The organism is Brevibacillus nigriterrae (genome assembly GCF_049846925.1).
Lineage (GTDB): Bacteria > Bacillota > Bacilli > Brevibacillales > Brevibacillaceae > Brevibacillus_H.
Genome location: NZ_JBNCMT010000019.1, coordinates 1 through 18688, shown reverse-complemented (window position 1 = coordinate 18688; position 18688 = coordinate 1). Strand labels below are relative to the sequence as shown.

General features: G+C 43.1%; 19 protein-coding genes, 1 tRNA gene, 1 riboswitch and 1 other annotated feature. Of the genes, 7 read left to right on the top strand and 13 right to left on the bottom strand.

The window, feature by feature from the left end:
* Nucleotides 1–60: 60 nt before the first annotated feature.
* Nucleotides 61–206: riboswitch (FMN riboswitch) on the bottom strand.
* A 297-nt stretch (nt 207–503) separates the two neighbouring features.
* From ACPW7N_RS14880 to ACPW7N_RS14870, 3 genes are all read left to right on the top strand, one after another.
* Complete coding sequence (locus ACPW7N_RS14880; protein ID WP_425651890.1) at nt 504–785, top strand: YkvA family protein; 282 nt, start codon at nt 504–506, stop codon at nt 783–785.
* Between the two features lie 199 nt (nt 786–984).
* Nucleotides 985–1668, top strand: coding sequence for a TerC family protein (locus tag ACPW7N_RS14875; protein ID WP_425651889.1), 684 nt, complete (start codon nt 985–987; stop codon nt 1666–1668).
* A 74-nt stretch (nt 1669–1742) separates the two neighbouring features.
* The gene (locus ACPW7N_RS14870) at nt 1743–2471 is read left to right on the top strand and encodes a pseudouridine synthase (protein ID WP_425651888.1); all 729 of its coding nucleotides are present in this window, start codon (nt 1743–1745) and stop codon (nt 2469–2471) included.
* 44 nt (nt 2472–2515) lie between these two features.
* Here ACPW7N_RS14870 and tadA read toward each other — a convergent pair whose 3' ends face one another.
* On the bottom strand, nt 2516–2983 hold the full coding sequence (gene tadA, locus ACPW7N_RS14865) for a tRNA adenosine(34) deaminase TadA (protein ID WP_425651887.1): 468 nt from the start codon (nt 2981–2983) through the stop codon (nt 2516–2518).
* A gap of 154 nt (nt 2984–3137) precedes the next feature.
* On the opposite strand from tadA, the gene ACPW7N_RS14860 reads away from it, so the two are divergent.
* On the top strand, nt 3138–3980 hold the full coding sequence (locus ACPW7N_RS14860; RefSeq protein ID WP_425651886.1) for an SPFH domain-containing protein: 843 nt from the start codon (nt 3138–3140) through the stop codon (nt 3978–3980).
* A 15-nt stretch (nt 3981–3995) separates the two neighbouring features.
* Nucleotides 3996–4199, top strand: coding sequence for a type II toxin-antitoxin system antitoxin (locus tag ACPW7N_RS14855; RefSeq protein ID WP_425651885.1), 204 nt, complete (start codon nt 3996–3998; stop codon nt 4197–4199).
* A gap of 58 nt (nt 4200–4257) precedes the next feature.
* Here ACPW7N_RS14855 and ACPW7N_RS14850 read toward each other — a convergent pair whose 3' ends face one another.
* The 5 genes from ACPW7N_RS14850 to ACPW7N_RS14830 form a co-directional block, all read right to left on the bottom strand.
* Nucleotides 4258–5037, bottom strand: a complete 780-nt coding sequence (locus ACPW7N_RS14850; RefSeq protein ID WP_425651884.1) for a DUF4931 domain-containing protein — start codon at nt 5035–5037, stop codon at nt 4258–4260.
* Nucleotides 5038–5056: 19 nt separating this feature from the next.
* Nucleotides 5057–5854 carry a TrmB family transcriptional regulator gene (locus ACPW7N_RS14845; RefSeq protein WP_425651883.1) on the bottom strand — a complete coding sequence of 266 codons (798 nt, stop codon included), beginning with the start codon at nt 5852–5854 and terminating at the stop codon, nt 5057–5059.
* A gap of 12 nt (nt 5855–5866) precedes the next feature.
* Complete coding sequence (locus tag ACPW7N_RS14840; protein ID WP_425651882.1) at nt 5867–6766, bottom strand: AEC family transporter; 900 nt, start codon at nt 6764–6766, stop codon at nt 5867–5869.
* 156 nt (nt 6767–6922) lie between these two features.
* Nucleotides 6923–7696, bottom strand: coding sequence for a nucleotidyltransferase domain-containing protein (locus tag ACPW7N_RS14835; RefSeq protein ID WP_425651881.1), 774 nt, complete (start codon nt 7694–7696; stop codon nt 6923–6925).
* A 33-nt stretch (nt 7697–7729) separates the two neighbouring features.
* Entirely contained in the window at nt 7730–8353 is a 624-nt protein-coding gene (locus ACPW7N_RS14830) for a hypothetical protein (RefSeq protein WP_425651880.1), read from the bottom strand.
* A 124-nt stretch (nt 8354–8477) separates the two neighbouring features.
* Between ACPW7N_RS14830 and ACPW7N_RS14825 the strand changes: the two genes are divergently transcribed.
* A complete protein-coding gene (locus tag ACPW7N_RS14825) occupies nt 8478–9518 on the top strand; it encodes a copper amine oxidase N-terminal domain-containing protein (protein WP_425651879.1) in 1041 nt (346 codons plus the stop codon).
* Between the two features lie 84 nt (nt 9519–9602).
* On the opposite strand, the gene ACPW7N_RS14820 is transcribed toward ACPW7N_RS14825, so the two are convergent.
* The 6 genes from ACPW7N_RS14820 to guaB all read right to left on the bottom strand — a co-directional run bounded on the left by ACPW7N_RS14820 (nt 9603) and on the right by guaB (nt 16044).
* A tRNA-Arg gene (locus tag ACPW7N_RS14820) sits at nt 9603–9678 on the bottom strand.
* Nucleotides 9679–9816: 138 nt separating this feature from the next.
* Entirely contained in the window at nt 9817–11100 is a 1284-nt protein-coding gene (serS, locus tag ACPW7N_RS14815) for a serine--tRNA ligase (protein ID WP_425651878.1), read from the bottom strand.
* A gap of 75 nt (nt 11101–11175) precedes the next feature.
* Nucleotides 11176–11400: a binding site (T-box leader), on the bottom strand.
* A gap of 100 nt (nt 11401–11500) precedes the next feature.
* Nucleotides 11501–12091, bottom strand: a complete 591-nt coding sequence (gene pdxT / locus ACPW7N_RS14810) for a pyridoxal 5'-phosphate synthase glutaminase subunit PdxT (RefSeq protein WP_425651877.1) — start codon at nt 12089–12091, stop codon at nt 11501–11503.
* A 1-nt stretch (nt 12092) separates the two neighbouring features.
* Nucleotides 12093–12977: a pyridoxal 5'-phosphate synthase lyase subunit PdxS gene (gene pdxS, locus ACPW7N_RS14805; protein ID WP_425651876.1), complete on the bottom strand. Its 885-nt coding sequence runs from the start codon at nt 12975–12977 to the stop codon at nt 12093–12095.
* Between the two features lie 128 nt (nt 12978–13105).
* Nucleotides 13106–14410 (bottom strand): D-alanyl-D-alanine carboxypeptidase family protein, encoded by a 1305-nt coding sequence (locus ACPW7N_RS14800; protein ID WP_425651875.1) that lies wholly within the window; start codon nt 14408–14410, stop codon nt 13106–13108.
* A gap of 173 nt (nt 14411–14583) precedes the next feature.
* Entirely contained in the window at nt 14584–16044 is a 1461-nt protein-coding gene (gene guaB, locus ACPW7N_RS14795) for an IMP dehydrogenase (protein WP_425651874.1), read from the bottom strand.
* Between the two features lie 175 nt (nt 16045–16219).
* Here guaB and ACPW7N_RS14790 point away from each other — a divergent pair, with 175 nt between their 5' ends.
* Nucleotides 16220–17185 carry a YaaC family protein gene (locus ACPW7N_RS14790; protein WP_425651873.1) on the top strand — a complete coding sequence of 322 codons (966 nt, stop codon included), beginning with the start codon at nt 16220–16222 and terminating at the stop codon, nt 17183–17185.
* Nucleotides 17186–17223: 38 nt separating this feature from the next.
* Here the strand turns inward: ACPW7N_RS14790 and ACPW7N_RS14785 are convergent, their stop codons facing one another.
* Nucleotides 17224–18417, bottom strand: a complete 1194-nt coding sequence (locus ACPW7N_RS14785; protein ID WP_425651872.1) for a putative glycoside hydrolase — start codon at nt 18415–18417, stop codon at nt 17224–17226.
* Nucleotides 18418–18688: the final 271 nt, after the last annotated feature.

Here is an 18688-nt window from a genome sequence, read left to right as displayed (position 1 = left end):
AATTAGGGCATACGGGAACAAGCTGTTTCACCTTTTCGTTTAAAAAAGGAAAACAGCTACAAATACCTTCTCCCATCCGGACTATACCGTCGGCCTTGGATTCACACCAAGTCAGTCACCACACTTTGATCCCGAGTGGTGAGTCGCGGGCTTAGACTTACGTCATCACCGCCGGTCAGGAATTTCACCCTGCCCTGAAGGTTGCTTTTCAATTAGGGCAAGTATAGCATACAAAGAAGGAAAAATTATAGTTTTCTTTTACACATTTAGGTATTGACTAACTGCATTATTCCCACTTATCATATAAATAAATCTTAATATCTTCCTTCTAAAGGGGAGTAGCTGTACAGCAAAGTCGTCATTCCAGGGTGTCCCCCTCGGCTTTGTTGGCAACACACGTTGTTAGCGAGACCTTTACCGAGAGACTGGTAGAGGTATTTATTTTTATGATGACCTTTACCGCACTGGTAAGGGTCATTTTTTATTGCAAGGAGGAGACATGGATGGTTCGATTTTTTCGAAGAGTAAAATTCATTCTGAACATTAGACGATTTGTTCCGTTCCTGCTGGATTTCTTCTCATCTCGAGAGGTACCCTTGCCAAAGAAGCTGTTTTCCGTTTTGCTGCTTGTCGGATACGCCCTGTTTCCCTTTGATGCCATCCCGGATTTCCTGATGTTCTTTGGCATTCTGGACGATGTCATGGTTCTCACGTTTATTCTGCAACAAATCGTTAAGACAGCACCACAAAGCTTGAAAGACAAGTATCAACTCATCACGACGTAACCATCCGCTTCCGTTCTTTTTTACAAAGGGGAGTAGCAGCTACAGTAAAGCCGTCAATACGGGAATTCTTCCCCGGTTTTATTGGCAACCTCAGGTTGTTTGCAAGACCTTTGCTTGATGTACCCACTGTAAAGCTTCTTTTTCATAAAGAAGGGGCTTTACGCAAATATTGAATATGAAAAGCAAAGGAGTGTTCTTCATGGATTTCCTATTTACACCCGATTTCTGGTCTGCATTGCTTGCTATCGTTGTCATTGACCTGGTTTTAGCTGGAGATAATGCCATCGTAATCGGCCTAGCCGCACGAAACCTGCCGAAAGATCAGCAAAAAAAGGTTATTTTTTGGGGTACTCTTGGAGCCATTGCCATTCGTTCACTTTTAACTCTTGCCGTCGTATGGTTATTGAAAATTCCCGGTCTGTTGCTCTTCGGAGGCTTGATGCTCATCTGGATTGCCTATAAGCTTCTCGTTGAAGAAAAAGATCACAGCAATTTGCAAGCGGGACAAAATCTGTGGGGTGCCGTTAAAACGATTATTATTGCAGACACCGTTATGGGATTGGATAATGTGCTTGCTGTTGCCGGCGCAGCACATGGCAGCTTCTTGCTGGTGGTGTTGGGACTTTTAATCAGTGTGCCGATTGTAGTTTGGGGAAGTACGTTAATCCTGAAATGGGTGGAGCGTTACCCTTCGATTATCTATATTGGTTCAGCCGTTCTCGCTTGGACAGCGACCAAAATGATCGTAGACGAGCCGTTCCTAAAAGGTTTCTTCGTAGAAAATCCTCTGCTCAAGTGGGGATTAACGATTGCCATTGTAGCTGGTGTACTGATATTGGGCAAAATGAAAAATCAAGGCAAAGTAAATCAGGCTTCTTCCTAACACATCCTTGCATTTCACCATCCAATAGGACAATATTAAACATATGATGCAGGTAAAGTGAGGAAATCGAATCAATGAAACGTGAACGATTAGATAAAGTCCTAGCCAGTATGGGGCTGGGCACTCGTAAAGAAGTAAAGCAACTGGTGAAACTACGAATTATTGAAGTTGACGGTGAAGTGGCAACAGACCCGGGAATGCACGTAATCCCTGAAGAACAAACCATTGTTGTCGATGGTGAACCACTTAATTTCAAACGCTGGGTTTATGTCATGTTAAATAAACCACCTGGTGTCATCTCAGCAACAGAAGATCCCAGACATCAAACAGTTGTCGATCTGTTACCGACTGAATGGGCAATCAAAGTACATCCTGTCGGGCGCCTCGATATCGATACAGAAGGTCTTCTCCTTCTCACCAACGATGGGCAGCTATCGCACAGTCTGCTTTCGCCCAAGAAAAAAGTAGATAAAGAATACTTCGCCCGGATTAACGGGGTTGTGACGGAAGAGCACATTCGTTATTTTGCTGAAGGTGTCGTTTTGGATGATGAGTACAAGACATTGCCAGCACGCCTTGAGATTCTCTCTTCTGGCCCGATCTCGGAAATACGTGTAACCATCATGGAAGGCAAATTCCATCAGGTAAAACGCATGTTTGCTGCCTATGATTTAGAAGTAATCTATCTGAAACGCCTTCGTATGGGGTCGCTTCATCTGGATGAATCACTTGGACTAGGCGAATACCGTGAATTAACGGAAGACGAGCTGGAAAGCTTGCGTAACGGTGCAACAAAAGGATAGCCCACGGGTGGCTATCCTTTTTCTTTTTTATGACGATTGTTACTTCACTTCTTACGCAAACTTCGGAAAAAATCCCGCAACAAATTCCCGCATTCTTCTTCCAGCACTCCGGGCAAAACCGGAACCTGATGGTTAAAGCGTTGCTCATCCAAAAGATTCATCAGTGTACCTGCACACCCTGCTTTTGGATCAGGTGCTCCATAGACGACTTGCTCGATTCTGCTTTGGACAATAGCCCCAGCACACATCGGACAGGGCTCTAATGTGACGTATAACGTACAGCCGATTAACCGCCATCCCCCTAGCCGCTCACTTGCTTCCCGGATCGCAATCATCTCTGCATGCAGGGTGGGGTCTTTCCTGGTTTCTCGCAAGTTATGTCCCCGACCGACAATAACTCCGTCTTTTACAATTACCGCTCCAATCGGAACTTCCCGCAAAGCCCACGCTTTGTTCGCTTCCTCAATGGCTTCTCTCATATAGATTTCATGATCAAGGATACTCTCTGTCAATCTGCTCGTCCTTTCTTTTCGTAACAGTCACTTGTTTTCAGTATAGCCAGCGAACTGTTTTATTGGCAAATTGTACAGGTTTACATCATTTTACAAAAGTGATATCATTTTAATATCAAAATAATATTAAATTATCTCCACAGGAGGTTTGACTATGAACGAAAAGAAAGCATGGGCACTGAATGGTTTTGTCGGGCTGATTGTTTCTCTTGCCTTATTGGCAGCAGGTGCGTTTAGTCTTCTGGTGGAAGGATCGGCTATTGGCATTCTCTTGCTGGCAATTGGATTTATCTTTTTGACCGGCATTACGATCGTCCAGCCAAATCAATCACAAGTAGTAACTTTTTTTGGTAGATATATGGGCACGATCCGACAAAGTGGGCTTTGGTGGACAATCCCGCTTTCCATGCGTCAAAAAATTTCCTTGCGTGTACGCAACTTCAACAGCAAGACGCTGAAAGTAAACGATGTTGACGGGAATCCAATTGAGATTGCTGCTGTAGTTGTTTTCCGTGTCATTGACTCTGCGAAAGCCATGTTTGATGTGGATGATTATGAACAATTCGTTGAGATTCAAAGCGAAACAGCGCTTCGTCATGTTGCAAGCCGCTATCCCTATGATTCATTTAACCAAACAGGCTATTCCCTGCGTGCGAACTCAGAGGAAATTGCCAATGAGTTAGCCAAGGAATTGCAAGATCGCCTGGCTGTTGCCGGGGTTGAGGTAATGGAAGCCCGCTTGACTCATCTCGCCTATTCAACTGAAATCGCAAGCGCCATGCTGCAACGACAACAGGCAGCAGCCATCATCTCCGCTCGTCAGCTTATCGTAGAGGGCGCTGTGGGAATGGTTCAGCTTGCCATCGAACGTATCGAGCAAGACAACACGGTCAAACTGGATGAAGAACGGAAAGCTGCCATGATCAATAACCTGATGGTCGCCATCGTTTCAGAACGTTCCTCTCAACCGGTTATCAATGCAGGAAGCCTTTACTAGCAGGCGGCCACTGTCATGTCAGAGAAAAAGAAGTTTCTGTTACGAATCGATCCGAAGCTCTATGACCAGCTTGAACGTTGGGCTTCTGATGAATTCCGAAGCGTTAACACTCACATTGAATACATTTTGCGAGATGCGTTAAGACGAGCGAACCGATTACCATCCAACCAACCAGTAAATCAAAAGCCAGTATCGGATGAAAGCGAATCATCTGACTAAAAAATAAAAACCGACAGGTACATTACCCCGTTTGTATGGAGTAGTCCTGTCGGTTTTATTAGTCTTTATCTACTTTTATCGCAAAGTATTTGTTTTTAATGTCTTCTATCACCGTGTGCAAATTCGTTGAAACCTGCGGAATAGAATACCCGATAAACAGGGGTGAAGTGACAAAACGTGGAACCACTTTCACATAGATCTGTTCGTCCATCCTGTAAAAAAACAGATTGTAGCTCTTACAGCTTTGATTGAAATGATTCAATATGTAATGAACCAACACTTGAATATAATCGGCCAATTGATTCAATTGAAAGATTTCATGCAAGATAATGTTAAATTCAAAAAATCCCGCTCGGGGCTTGGTAGATACATTCAACTCTACCCCTTCTCTTTGGTCAATGAGCACTCCCTCGAACTGCTCTTTGCTCGTGTATTGAAGGTAATTAAACTCATGAAACCCGATAATTTGCATATGCGGGTGATGGATGCTCCCCCCGGAGTAGTGCCCGTGGTTTTTGAACATCATGACGGAACGATATTCTCCGCTTTTCTCCATCTCCAGCCATTTTTCTACAGCAAAACTGATTAGCAGATGCAAATATGGTTTCTCGTAAGTCGAGAGTTCAGCGTCACATTGATCACTTTCGATCAACACCGTCTGAAATGACCCCTGCAGCACTTGAAACTTATTTTTCACCAGAAGCATCGTGTCCCGCTGGTCGATGATCTCTTCCAGTCCATCAAAATTACAGAAAGGGCACACTGCTTCACGATTAAGAATGCTCTCTGGTTTGCGTTTGCCCAATGCGGAGTCAAAGTGCAAATGTGTTGGACTCACGGATGCTCACCTCATCTAACTACATGTTTTTGCCGAAAAACGCATTCATTTCTGGAATGATCCATTGATCGAGCTGTTCTTGTTCTCCTTCGGCAACCAACCGATTGACAAGGACATCATGCCAAATGTAATCCTCCAGTAAATACAAGTGAACCGGATCATCCGTATAAAACGCACTGCCATCCCGTTCCGCTGAATGTCCGTACAATAATTCCTTGCTATCAATTGAGAGAATGAACCAGTTTTCTTTTTCCAACCCTCTCATAAAATCGTTCATTCGATGCTGATACAGCCCTTCAATAGGATTCTCTACCTGAAACGTTATTCCTTTTATGCGAATACCTTCCTTTTCCCGTTTCGCAAGATCCTCCGACAACTCCTGGTACATGTTATTCCAAATCGACAGCGTAATTTGTGTAGTAGCCCGACGAATCAGCATGCGGCAAAAGGAAAAAATATTATCTCCACCACGAATGGTTGCTACATACGTTTCCTTGTTGGGGTTATGATTCTCCAGTTTCTTCAATTCCCGTTCGATGGTCTGAAAGTTAGTCTCCCACTTTCTTTTTACCTTTTCCAGAAAGGCATCTACGGGAACGGCAGTATATAATTTGGAGCCGTCTTCTTCCTCTTCAATCATCACAGCCCCTCTGGTAACCAAGGAAATCAGGGTATCATACACCCTTGCTCTCGGAATTCCCGAATCTTTGCTGATCTGATAGGCATTGGACGTTCCCAAACCGACCAGGGAAATATATGCTTTCGCCTCGTATTGAGTAAAGCCAAATCCTTGAAGCAACTCCCACCACTCGTTCATACTCCCATCCCCCTATGTAGTTCCTAAGATATGAAATAAAAAGACCAATGTAAAGGGACAAGCTACAGTTGTCAACAAAACGACCATAGCCAAATTAGTCGTATCACGCTGCTGTTCTTTGGCAAGGAGCAACAGATTTAACGAAGTAGGCATGCCAAACATAATAATCATGACCGTTTTCTCAAGCGGGTTGTCGGCAATCCATTCAGCAAGCGGATAGGCAACGACTACAGGCACAATTAACTTGAGGATACTGACAAGTGCCGCTTCTTTTACTTGACGAATCAAGAGAGAATTGCGTTTCAATTCCGCTCCCGTAAGCAATAAAGTAAGCGGTAATGTTGCGCTTGCTGCCAATCCCAGCAGTTGATCAATCGCATACGGGACAGGCAAACCAGTTTCTCTCCACAGCAAGCCAAGGACAACCGAGAATAAATATGGATTGGATACAGTTCGCTTTAGTCGGGATCTCAGGTTCGATGCGTTGCCAACCTGGGCAAACCCAAACAAGGCCATATAGACATTAAAGGACAGTGCCACAGCAACCGCATACGGCACCGCTTCCTCACCCAGGACATAACGAACCACTGCTAATCCAAAATACCCAACATTCGCAAGTGTCGCTGCAAGACTGTTCCACTTCAATTGCTGATCGTGCGTAGACCAACCGAGAAATTTGCCGATCACGACTGTAAGCAAAACGTAAACGATTCCCGTGGTTAACATAAAATGACCAATAATTCTCCCCAATGCAGGCAACGACACTTCTGAATGGATGAAAGATTGAAAAATCAGTATCGGAATCAGATAGTACAAGCAAAGAATCGCTAATGATTGATTTGGTTCTTCCTTCCGCTGCGTAACATATCCAAGTCCCATAAATCCGAAGACAACAACCATTGCCTCAAGCATACCAACCACTCCTCACAGTTACTGATCGTCACAATTTTTATATAGGATATCATAGTTACTACTGCAATAGTGACTAATAGGAGTGTTTATTACATAAAAAAAAGCAGATACCCAATGGCACCTGCAGTTCATTCAACAAGGTTACTGATTTATTCCTTATTCATTCCATACCTTTTTCAAATACTTTCGATACAATTCATCCAATTGATCGGTAGGATCTTGCATCTCATTGTGACAGGTAGCGGCAAACTCCGTAAGATGAGCAAATTTTTCTTCGATGAACTGATTCAACGTATCGATGCGTTTTTCTAGATGCAGTTCTTCACCTGCTATTTTTCTTCGAAGAAGCTCTTCAATTTCTCGCTTTAAATGGGAATCGACAATTAAGTCATTTACTAACTCTTGAAAAAGAATGGGTGGATTTGCATTGTACTTTTCAATCCACATACAAGCAAGCAATGGGCGAAGAACATAAAAATATTTTTTAATCTTCACCTGTTCCCCTTGCAAATAGTCCCGGTAGTTTCCTTTCGCCATGCTCAGATAATGATGTACGGATGCTCTTGGAGAGAATACTTGTTGTTTCAGTTCTAATAATTCATCTTTGAAACCAAACGATTCATAGTATACGATGTCTGAAATTAGCCACTCCAGCAATGGTGGATTCGATTTTCGAAACAGCTTTAACGCCTTCCGAATGTCCCATCCGTTGATATCTAGCAGATTATTAATCGGTACTTCAATTACATCTCGTTTATCATCGATAGAAAGGTACCATTCTGGGCGCTGTATGTACACAAAACGTACATCGTAGTCACTGTCCTGCGAAGGAAATCCCCATGCTCGACTGCCCGACTCGACAGCAAACAAAATTTTGACATTGTGTGCTTGCTCGATTTGTTTTATTTCTTTTTGAATAACTTCTAACATGATGTTCCCTCCCACCATAAATCAGTTACATTTTTATATAAACTCGATATCATCCCTATTTTCTGTTCGATCAAAACGAATCCAACTCATATCCTCGATATCAAGCAACTGCTTGAACCTTTCTACTGCATCCCCCTCTCTATTAAGGAATGTTTCAGGACGAAGGATTTCCCTTAACCCATCTATTGCGCCCGTATCCAGTTCAAACAACTGAAAAGCATCCACATTTACCGTTTCAAAATGCTTTCTTACTGCCTGTTCAAAAAACAAATCATCTTGAAATTTGCTTTCGAGTTCCTCAAACACGGCTCGGCCCTCTTCGCTAAATCTATCAATATCGGGGTCTATCTCATATGCCATGTTATACAGAAGGACGCTTTCCATTTCATAAGAAAAATCTAGCGAAGAAATCATTTGACCCTCATTCCATATTTCATAACCCCAACCATGGTCCTCAAGATGAAAAAAATATAAAACGGGACATTGATTTGACATGTTCTCTATATATTTTGGAGAGTCCATTTCACCGTCATCATTTGTAAAAAAGGCTGTCCACTTGTCACTTAACGGCAAGATCGCTGTTCCGGATGGATAGAAGGAACGAATAAAGTGCTGATTTTTTGTAGCTATAAGATTTCCGTATGTAAACTCACTCATGGTTTTTTAACTCCTTTATAGAAACATTTTCCACCTATTATAAGAATTACACTTCTACTGAAACGAATCCTTCCTGTCATCAGTCAAAGAAATATAAACCATAAACAAATTGGAGGAACGCAAAATGAAAAAAACAACAAGAATTCTTAGTACGGCTCTGATGGCGGCTATGGTGATGACAAGTTCTGTTTCTGCCTTTGCAGTCTCTGATATTCAAAACAGTCCCGTACACCAAACAAATACAAACCTGTCCCATCAACTCGTCATTAACGGAACAGGGCTTACCGAAAAAGAAGCTCCTGTCTATGTAAATCAGCAAGGTGTTACTATGGTTCCTTTGCGAGCGATGGCAGAAAAAATGGACTACAAAGTTACTTGGAATCAAAAAACGAAAAGTATAGAAGTCGCCAAAGGGGCACAATGGACAGCAGTTACGATCGGGAAGGATCAGTACAACTTTGGGAAAATGTCCCTTACGTTGGGTACAGCACCTGAATACCACAAAGGAATCACCTACGTTCCCTTGGCTTTTGCGGAACAAGTATTAAAAGTTCAGGTTACCGTCGAGAAAGATGGAATCATCAAGATCGATGAACTCATGCATGCTCTGACCAAAAAAGGGACAATCGCAAAGATTAACCTGGATGCCAAAGGAGATAAGATCAAGGGTTCCGTTCTGGTCAATGGTTACGCAAACGGGATGATCTTGTATATCAGCGACGATACGGTTTTGGTAAATCAAGATAACAAACCAGTTTCCATCAACGATCTTCGACTCGGGGCATCCGTAGAATTTATACATGATGACATCATGACGATGAGCATGCCTCCGATGACCGGTGCGAAGAAAATTGTCATCAACGACAAGGATCTTACCGCCGACGTGTTAGGTACAGCGGGTGAAGTAATGGAAGTTACCACATCCGAAGACGGCAACACAAGGGTTCACATAAAAGGAGAAAAGTTGAACGATCAATCATTTGAGGAAATTGTTCTGAACCTCAACAAGGAAACTCCGATTATTGATGCCAAAGATCAAACAGAATTAACAGCAGAAGCTTTGAAAAAAGGCGTAAAGATTTACGGTTTTTACGGGCCAATGACAACCAAAAGCCTGCCACCGATTGGTCAGGCAGTCAAAGTTGTTGTAGAAAATGTAGAGTAAAGACTAGTCTTAGTTAAAAAGAAATCGGGAAAGAAAAAACGCAAGCTCTCTCAAGGGAGGCTTGCGTTTTTGTGTTTTTACGTATGGTGACCCCGAGAGGAATTGAACCTCCGACGCACAGTTTAGGAAACTGTCGCTCTATCCGCTGAGCTACGGGGACATGGTTTATTTAACATTTCTTACCTTATCTATTATATGTAGATGATGCCATTTTAGCAAACCCTACATGGTCGATAATGAGGCAAAACATAATAAAAAGCAGCCTCTCACAAGAAGAGGCTACCCTTAAATTGTTTTGTTATTTCTTCGGCCCGATTGTCTCCAAGCCACCCATGTATGGTCGCAATACCTCAGGGATCACAATGGTTCCATCCGCTTGCTGGTAATTTTCAAGCAAGGCTGCAACGGTACGGCCAATCGCCAATCCAGAGCCGTTCAATGTGTGTACAAACTCTGGCTTGCTCTTCGTATCACGACGGAAACGAATGTTAGCTCGACGTGCCTGGAAATCCTCGAAGTTGGAGCAAGAAGAAATTTCACGATATGTCTCATAGCTTGGAATCCACACTTCGATATCGTATTTCTTCGCTGCCGTGAAACCAAGATCTCCTGTACACATGCTCATCACACGGTAAGGCAATCCTAGAAGCTGAAGGACTTTCTCTGCATTTCCGACCAAGCTCTCCAGTTCCTGATAAGAATCTTCTGGCTTCACGAATTTCACCAGTTCTACTTTATTAAACTGATGCTGACGAATCAAACCACGGGTATCTCGCCCGGCAGAACCCGCTTCAGAACGGAAACAGGCACTGAACGCCGCATAATAGCGAGGCAAAGCTGCTCCATCGAGAATTTCGTCACGGTGCATGTTTGTTACGGGAACCTCGGAGGTAGGGATCAGGAAGTAATCAGGTCCTTCGAGTTTGAAAGCATCCTCCTCGAATTTTGGCAATTGCCCCGTCCCTGTCATGCTCGCGCGATTTACGATATATGGAGGCAACACTTCTTCATAGCCATGCTGGTCTGCATGCAAATCCATCATGAAATTAATAAGCGCTCGCTCTAAACGGGCACCTAACCCCTTATAGAATACAAAGCGGCTTCCTGTTACTTTGGCAGCCGTTTCGAAGTCGATAATTCCTAACTCTTGCGCAAGATCCCAGTGTGGCTTCGGTTCAAACTCGAACTTCTTCGGTTCGCCCCATGTTCTTGCCAGTACATTGTCGTCCTCGCTCGTTCCAACAGGTGTAGATTCGTGTGGCAAGTTAGGCAATCCCATCAAAATTTCATCCAATTGCTCATCCAATTGACGAAGCTCTTCATCGAGAACTTTGATCCGATCGTTTACTTCTTTCATTTCAGCAATGAGGTGATCGGCATTTTCTTTATTTCGTTTTAAAACAGCTACCTGTTCGGATACGGTGTTCCGTTTATTTTTGAGTGAATCTCCCTCTTGGATCACTTGGCGACGTTTTTCATCGACTTCCACGAATTGATCGAGAGCAGAGATGTCTTCGTTGCGGTGTGCTAATTTTTGACGTACTCCTTCAAGATCCTGGCGCAAAACTTTAACATCCAACATAACCTTTCATCCTCCAATACTTCATAACCTGTCTCGTAAAACAGAAAAAAAGCAAAATAAAAACACTCATCCCCCAAAAGGGACGAATGTCTGATCATCCGCGTTGCCACCCTTATTGGCTCCATGATCAACAATTCATCATAAGCCCACTCGACTGCACCATAACGGGGTGCTACCGGGTGAAGTTATTTCCCTCACCGCTCCGAGATGGATTCTTCTGTCTACTGGTTCGGTTCGCACCATCCACCGACTCTCTTGTCCAGCCATATACAGAGTACTTGTTCTCATCAACGCTTTGGTATCTTATACCTTTATTATTCAAATTTACTACAAATTCTATTCACATGTAAAGAAAAAAGCAAAAAGCACCCAGTACGGGTGCTTTTTACGTGAAAAATAGTTATGAGCGATCTTTACTCTCTTTTACCATATTCACAAAGTATTGATGGAAACGTGTATCATCCGTTAGTTCCGGATGGAAAGCGCAAGCGACAAACTGGCCTTCTCGTGCAGCAACGATTTTCCCTTCGTATTCAGACAGAACTTGTCCGTTTGGTCCAACCTCCATAATGTAAGGAGCTCGGATAAATACAGCCGGGTAATCGGAGCCAACACCCTCGACCGGAATAGCTACTTCAAAGCTCTCCTTTTGTCTGCCGAATGCATTCCGCTCCACTTTAATATCCATTAATTGCAGATGGGCATCGTCTTGTCCATTAATTCGATTTGCCAAGAGAATCGCACCTGCACAAGTTCCCATGATTGGCTTGCCTTCTCCAGCGAAACGGCGAATCGCATCCATGAAATCGTACTTGTGCATGAGCTTACTGATCGTTGTACTTTCTCCCCCAGGAATGACGAGCCCGTCCACTCCTTCGAGGTCTTCCAGTTTTTTAACGACAGTAGCTTTAGCGCCTGCTGCCTCAAGTAAATGAACATGTTCAGCAACTGCACCCTGCAAGCCTAATACTCCAATCGTTACCTCGTTCATCTTACCAGCCACGCTCTTGCATACGATCTTGTTCACGAATCTTGGAAATCTCAATGCCTGGCATTGCAGTACCAAGACCTTTGGACACACGAGCAATCAATTCGTAATCAGTGTAGTGAGTGGTTGCTTCCACGATGGCACGAGCAAATTTCTCTGGATTTTCGGATTTGAAGATACCAGATCCTACAAATACACCGTCAGAACCCAATTGCATCATCAAAGCTGCATCAGAAGGAGTTGCTACGCCACCAGCAGCAAAGTTAACAACAGGGAGTTTGCCGTTTTTGTGCACGTATTCCATTAAATCGTATGGAGCACCAAGGTTTTTCGCCTCAGCCATCAATTCATCATAAGACATGCTTTGTACGCGACGAATTTGTGCTTGCATGGTACGCATATGGCGAACGGCCTCAACGATATTTCCTGTTCCAGGTTCACCTTTTGTACGGATCATGGATGCACCTTCACCAATACGGCGAAGAGCTTCACCCAAATCACGAGCACCACAAACGAAAGGAACAGTGAACTCTTTTTTGTTGATGTGGTACAAGTCATCTGCAGGTGTCAAAACTTCGCTTTCGTCCAGATAGTCAACACCCATTGACTCAAGAACACGCGCCTCTACAAAGTGACCAATACGAGCTTTTGCCATAACAGGAATAGAAACGGCTTTCAGTACTTCTTCAACGATACCGAGATCAGCCATACGAGCTACCCCGCCAGCCGCACGAATATCAGAAGGTACACGCTCAAGTGCCATTACCGCAACAGCGCCTGCTGCTTCTGCGATTTTTGCTTGCTCTGCATTGACAACGTCCATGATGACGCCGCCTTTTTGCATTTCTGCCATTCCTCGTTTAACGCGAGACGTTCCAACTTCTACCATGATTATTGCCCCCTACGCATCTTCACTCTAGAATTGTGTCAAAGTTTATAACATTTCTATTTTAAACCAAGCCAAGGCTAAAAGACAACCAAATCACTCGGTATTTAAAATAAATATATCTCTTGATATTATCCAACAACACCTTTAAAAATATTGCTGACAAATTGAATGATGCTTCTAAAGAACAAACGAATCCAGCTTGCTTCCTCTACATCTTGTGAAGCAACCAGGTCAATTCCGCCTTTTGTGAAGTCCTCTGGCTGTAAGTAATCATTCTCGGTTGCGCCGTCAAGAGCATAAACAACCTTGCCGACTACTTGTCCTTTTTTAATCGGTGCTGTCAATTCATCAAGCTTCACGGTAGGTTTGAATTTGCCTTCTTCCCCAACTTTGGAAAGAACCATAGAATCACTTGCCAGTTCAACAGGCACAGACAATTCTACACCTTTTTTTACTGTTGCTGTTTCGTAGCCTTTTAGTTGTGCGCCTTTTGCGTCCTTTTTAACCATTTTGAAGGTGCTAAATCCATAGTCAAACAACTTTTTGGTTTCGACGAAGCGCTTTGATTTGTTTTCTGTACCCATAACAACACTGATCAATCTCATGTTGTCATTAGTAGCCGTACCGGTAAAGCAGTAGCCTGCTGCCAGCGTATAACCCGTTTTTAATCCGTCAACACCTTGATAGTAGTTGTTTAGGCCAGTAAGCATCCAGTTGTTGTTTGCCATTTTTAACTCTTCTGGAGTACCGGCACGGAAATTCAAACGTGGAATTTTGGAAACTTCCAGCGCTTCTGGGAAATCACGTATCAATGCTCGTGCAAGGATGGCCGAGTCACGGGCAGACATCAGATTTTCAACCTGTTCACCCTTGATAGAGTATGGTCCCAGTTCATTTGCCGGCAAACCGGTGGAAGTCAAGAAAGAGGTGTTTTTCATTCCCAACTCAGCAGCCTTTTTATTCATCAACTGTACAAAGTTAGCCTCACTACCTGCCACTTTCTCTGCCAACAGAACGGTTGCATCGTTTGCAGAGACAACTGCCATGGCCTTGTATAGTTCTCTGACAGTAAATGATTCGCCTGCATTCAGATAAACACCAGATGTATCGGAGATTTTAGCGATATAAAAAGCATATTCGCTAACTGGTACTTGTTCATCCCAGCTGATTTTTTTCTGTTTGATCGCTTCTTGCACAAGATACTCGGTCATCATTTTAGTCATACTTGCTGTTGGTAGAGGTAAGTCAGGATTATTAGAATAAAGGATTTTCCCGGTGGAAGCCTCTAGGAGAATCGCGGATTTGACTGCTAAATTCAGATTAGCTTGTACCTCTGCTGCGCTTACTTTTGCGGACGCCCCTAGCAACGATGAACTAAGAATGGCGACGGCAAAGAAAAGAATCGAAAGTCGCTTTGTCCATCTTTGCATCATCTTGAATCACGCTCCCTTTTTATTGTGAATAACACAATCACTAGTTTACCATAAATGATGCTAGATTTCCGAGGTTTTCGAGTCCTGAAATCGGTTACTGAATATGCCAATTACTAGATAAAAAGCCCCTTTTCACTTAACTCGTGAAAAAGGGCTTGATGAGCTTTCGTATATTAAGAGATTGAGTAGTTTGGAGCTTCTTTTGTGATTTGAACATCGTGTGGATGGCTCTCACGCAATCCGGCACCCGTGATGCGAACAAAGGTAGAGTTGTTTTGCAATTCTGCGATTGTCTTCGCACCGCAGTATCCCATACCTGCACGTAAACCACCGATTAATTGATAAACAACATCTGCCAATGGTCCTTTGTAAGGAACACGTCCTTCGATACCTTCTGGAACCAATTTTTGCTCGTTTTCCTGGAAGTAGCGATCTTTACTGCCTGCTTTCATGGCACCGATGGAACCCATACCACGATAAACCTTGAAGCGTCTGCCTTGGAAAATCTCAAATTCACCTGGGCTCTCTTCTGTACCAGCAAACAGACTTCCGATCATAATCACGGATGCACCGGAACCGATTGCTTTTGGCAAATCTCCTGAGTATTTGATACCGCCGTCTGCAATGATTGGTACATTGTATTCTCTCGCTACAGAAGCACAATCATAAATAGCCGTAATCTGCGGAACCCCGATACCTGCAACTACACGAGTAGTACAAATGGAACCTGGTCCAATACCAACTTTAATGACGGAAGCACCTGCTTCGATCAGATCACGTGTTGCTTCACCTGTTGCGACGTTACCAGCAACGATTGTGAGGGTAGGATAAAGCCCGCGCAATTTTTTCACGGTTTCAATTACCCCTCGGGAATGTCCGTGTGCCGTATCTACTACGAGCAAATCAATTCCTGACTCAACCAATGCTGCCGCACGTTCAAATGTATCCGCTGAAACCCCAACTGCTGCTCCGCACAACAGACGACCCTGTGTATCTTTGGCAGCGTTCGGGTACTGAATTGCTTTTTCAATATCTTTAATTGTGATAAGTCCTTTGAGGACATTGTTTTCGTCTACAAGTGGAAGCTTTTCAATTTTATGTTTCTGCAAGATTAATTCAGCTTGCTCCAAGGTAGTGCCTACTGCTGCAGTTACCAGGTTTTCTTTGGTCATTACATCGGAAATAGGAGTAGAAAAATCATGAACAAAACGAAGGTCACGATTCGTGAGGATTCCAATAAGATGGTTTTGTTGGTCGACAATCGGCACCCCAGAAATTTTGTATTTACCCATGAGTGCATCTGCGTCAGCCACTTTATGTTCAGGAGAGAGTGAAAAAGGATTGGTAATTACTCCGCTTTCAGAGCGTTTCACACGATCAACTTCGCTCGCTTGCTGCTCAATTGTCATGTTCTTATGAATAATTCCAATTCCACCTTGACGAGCCATTGCAATTGCCAAAGATGATTCCGTTACTGTATCCATACCCGCACTGATTAATGGGATGTTCAATTTTACTGACTCACTTAGTTGAACGGTTACATCTACATCTCGCGGTAAAATTTCTGACTTGGCCGGAACTAGCAAGACGTCGTCAAACGTCAGTCCTTCCTTCACAAACTTATTCTGCCACACTTCTGTTATCCCCTTTCGACCCCAAAATGTTTTATCCAGTTTAGCAAATCACTTAATTTACTGTCAAGGAATGCTTATATTGTTCGTAAATACAGGGAAAAATAAGTTAATTCCCACTTAAAGTAAGCGTTATCAATATATTTTACGAATATTCTGTCCACGGGGTGGTACCTGCATGCATATCGGTTGGGAGACTTTGCGCTACTTGGAAACGGAACCCACTGCGCGAAAATACTTAGCATCAAAATACACACAACGAGGCATTGATCATCCAGATAGACAAGCATTTCAGCAGAGCAACCGATTTTTATATACACTTAAGCAATCACGTGCCTACTATCATGCCGCTTCTCGGTCAGATTTACTCATCAAACCGCTGTTGCTGTTTTATGGTTGTATTAACCTGTTAAAGGCGCTGCTTATTGCACAAGACCCGTACTATCCACAAAACAGCCGAATGCTCCAGCATGGTGTCACTACTCGTAAAATCAAGAAAAGCCCCTATGTTTTTCTTGAAGATGAGGTTCGTCCACAAAAAGAAGGGTTGTTCTCTGTTCTCACGGAGAAGTTCAATCTTTCCCCTATCTATGATCGTTATTCTGCTCATCAGCTTTTTTCCTATTTGCCAGAGTTATGTAGTGATTTTCACCGTACGCTTGACCAGAGATTTTGGTATGAAGTTCAAGTGGACCGTAATCATCCGGATGGTACATTATTAAGGTTCCCTGAAGCACAGGAAGGTATCATCTTTTTTTCGCCCGATACTTTTATTGAAATACTGAATCGACAATCACCTGATGGGCTGCGGTTTGAGTTATCAAGTGAATTACAGATTCCGCAAAAATCAGTTCATTACCGGATAAACTCTTCACGATCTTTGGAAGATCACCCGCTTTTTTCCCTAAATGCCAATCAATTTTTATTCTGGAATTACTCATCGGAAGATTTTCCTCTTCCTGCGTGGGCTACCCACTATCTGTTGCTGTATCTCCTGGGAATGGTTTGCCGCTACGATACAAACTGGTGGGGTGACCTTGTTTTGTCTCACTCCTATGCTGAGATGTTTTTAATTGAACAGTTTCTGCGTACCCATGAAAAGGAATTTCCTTTACGTATTTGGTCATTGATGGAGCAGATGTAGCCTACAGAAAAAATTCTCTGTATGCAGTCAACCTCTTATTATTTTCTCCACGCTGCTTCACTGTAGGAATTACCTGCATCCCAGAGAAGATACTGATCAATTCCGGTGTCCTTCCCTGCGTTTACTTGATCCAGTACTTGTTTTGGACCATAAACAATATGTCCTTTCACCCATTTAGCAGTGAAATCTTGATACCATGGGCGAATGATGGCTGGCGTTTGATAATTGTGGTTTCGGATTCGCTGATCTTTTTGCCTGGCGTCAAGTAACCCTGCTCGAATTGTCGCATATGGTTTGGTATCAGGAATTCGAATTCCATACAGTCCATTCCCGTAATGGGAAGGGTACATCATGGGTGAGATATAATCCACTTGAGTGCTGACCAGCTCCCACTTTTGTCCGATGCCCATGTCGTCATTGACAGAGGTTACCATACCAAATACATCCACCGAGATATAAACGTGGTATGGCTGCAGCTCTTTTCGGGCATATGTCAAAAAGTCTGCGATAACTTGCTGCTTTGGCTTGCCGTTTTGATTATAAAATGCTACTTCCCGATCTACCTTCTTTCCGCTCGAAGGAAACCTTACATAATCAAACTGAATTTCTTTAAAACCTTTTTTTGCTGCCTCTTTCGCTAATTGAACATTGTAATCCCATATTTCCTTGCGATACGGATCGATCCAGAGTACTCCTTTACTGTCTCTCCAGATCCCTCCGCTCTTTTTTTGCATAGCCCAGTGTACTTTTTTGCCCGCTAAAAAGGGATCTTTGAAGCATACAATCCGTGCAATCGGATAGACATGATGATCGTGCAGTGTTTGGATTAGTTGATCAATATCGGAAATATACTGGGTGTTGTCTGCTTTTACTTCGTTCACTAAAGGAATAAACGATCGGTACGTTACTTTTCCTTCATCTTCCTTCACATCAATGACCATTGAATTCAACTCAGTTTTATTTATCAAATCCAAAAGACCAGCAAATCGAGAACCGCCTGCGGATCTTGCTGACACGTAGATTCCCTTTGCCTTAACCGGAACCTTCATGCTCATTATTTTTTCTGGAGAACCAAGGTGTTCTTCTTCTTTCCAATCCTCTGTAGGGGCTTTGTTTACAAATTGGGGTGCAGATGTGGTCATTACCAGGTTTTGACTTTGTTCACTGAATATGCACTCGATGATGACAAGAAGCAATAATGTTAGAAGATGTCCTATATTTCTGTTATTCAAAGAGAACCTCCTCCTTTGCCGATGAAGTTGTTCCCTTTAGTATCTCAATATGTTCTGAGAATGTTCTATCGAAGTGAATTCCTCTTTTTGTAATTTTTCATTGAGCGGGTAACAAAAAAAGCCTTGATATCCTACTCGACTGAGTAACATATCAAGACTTTCTTTCGGTGACTTGCACCTTCAAAACTGGATACGCAGAGGTAAATTCGCTAAGAGATATACGTGGATAAGTCCTCGACCGATTAGTATTCGTCAGCTCCATGCGTTACCG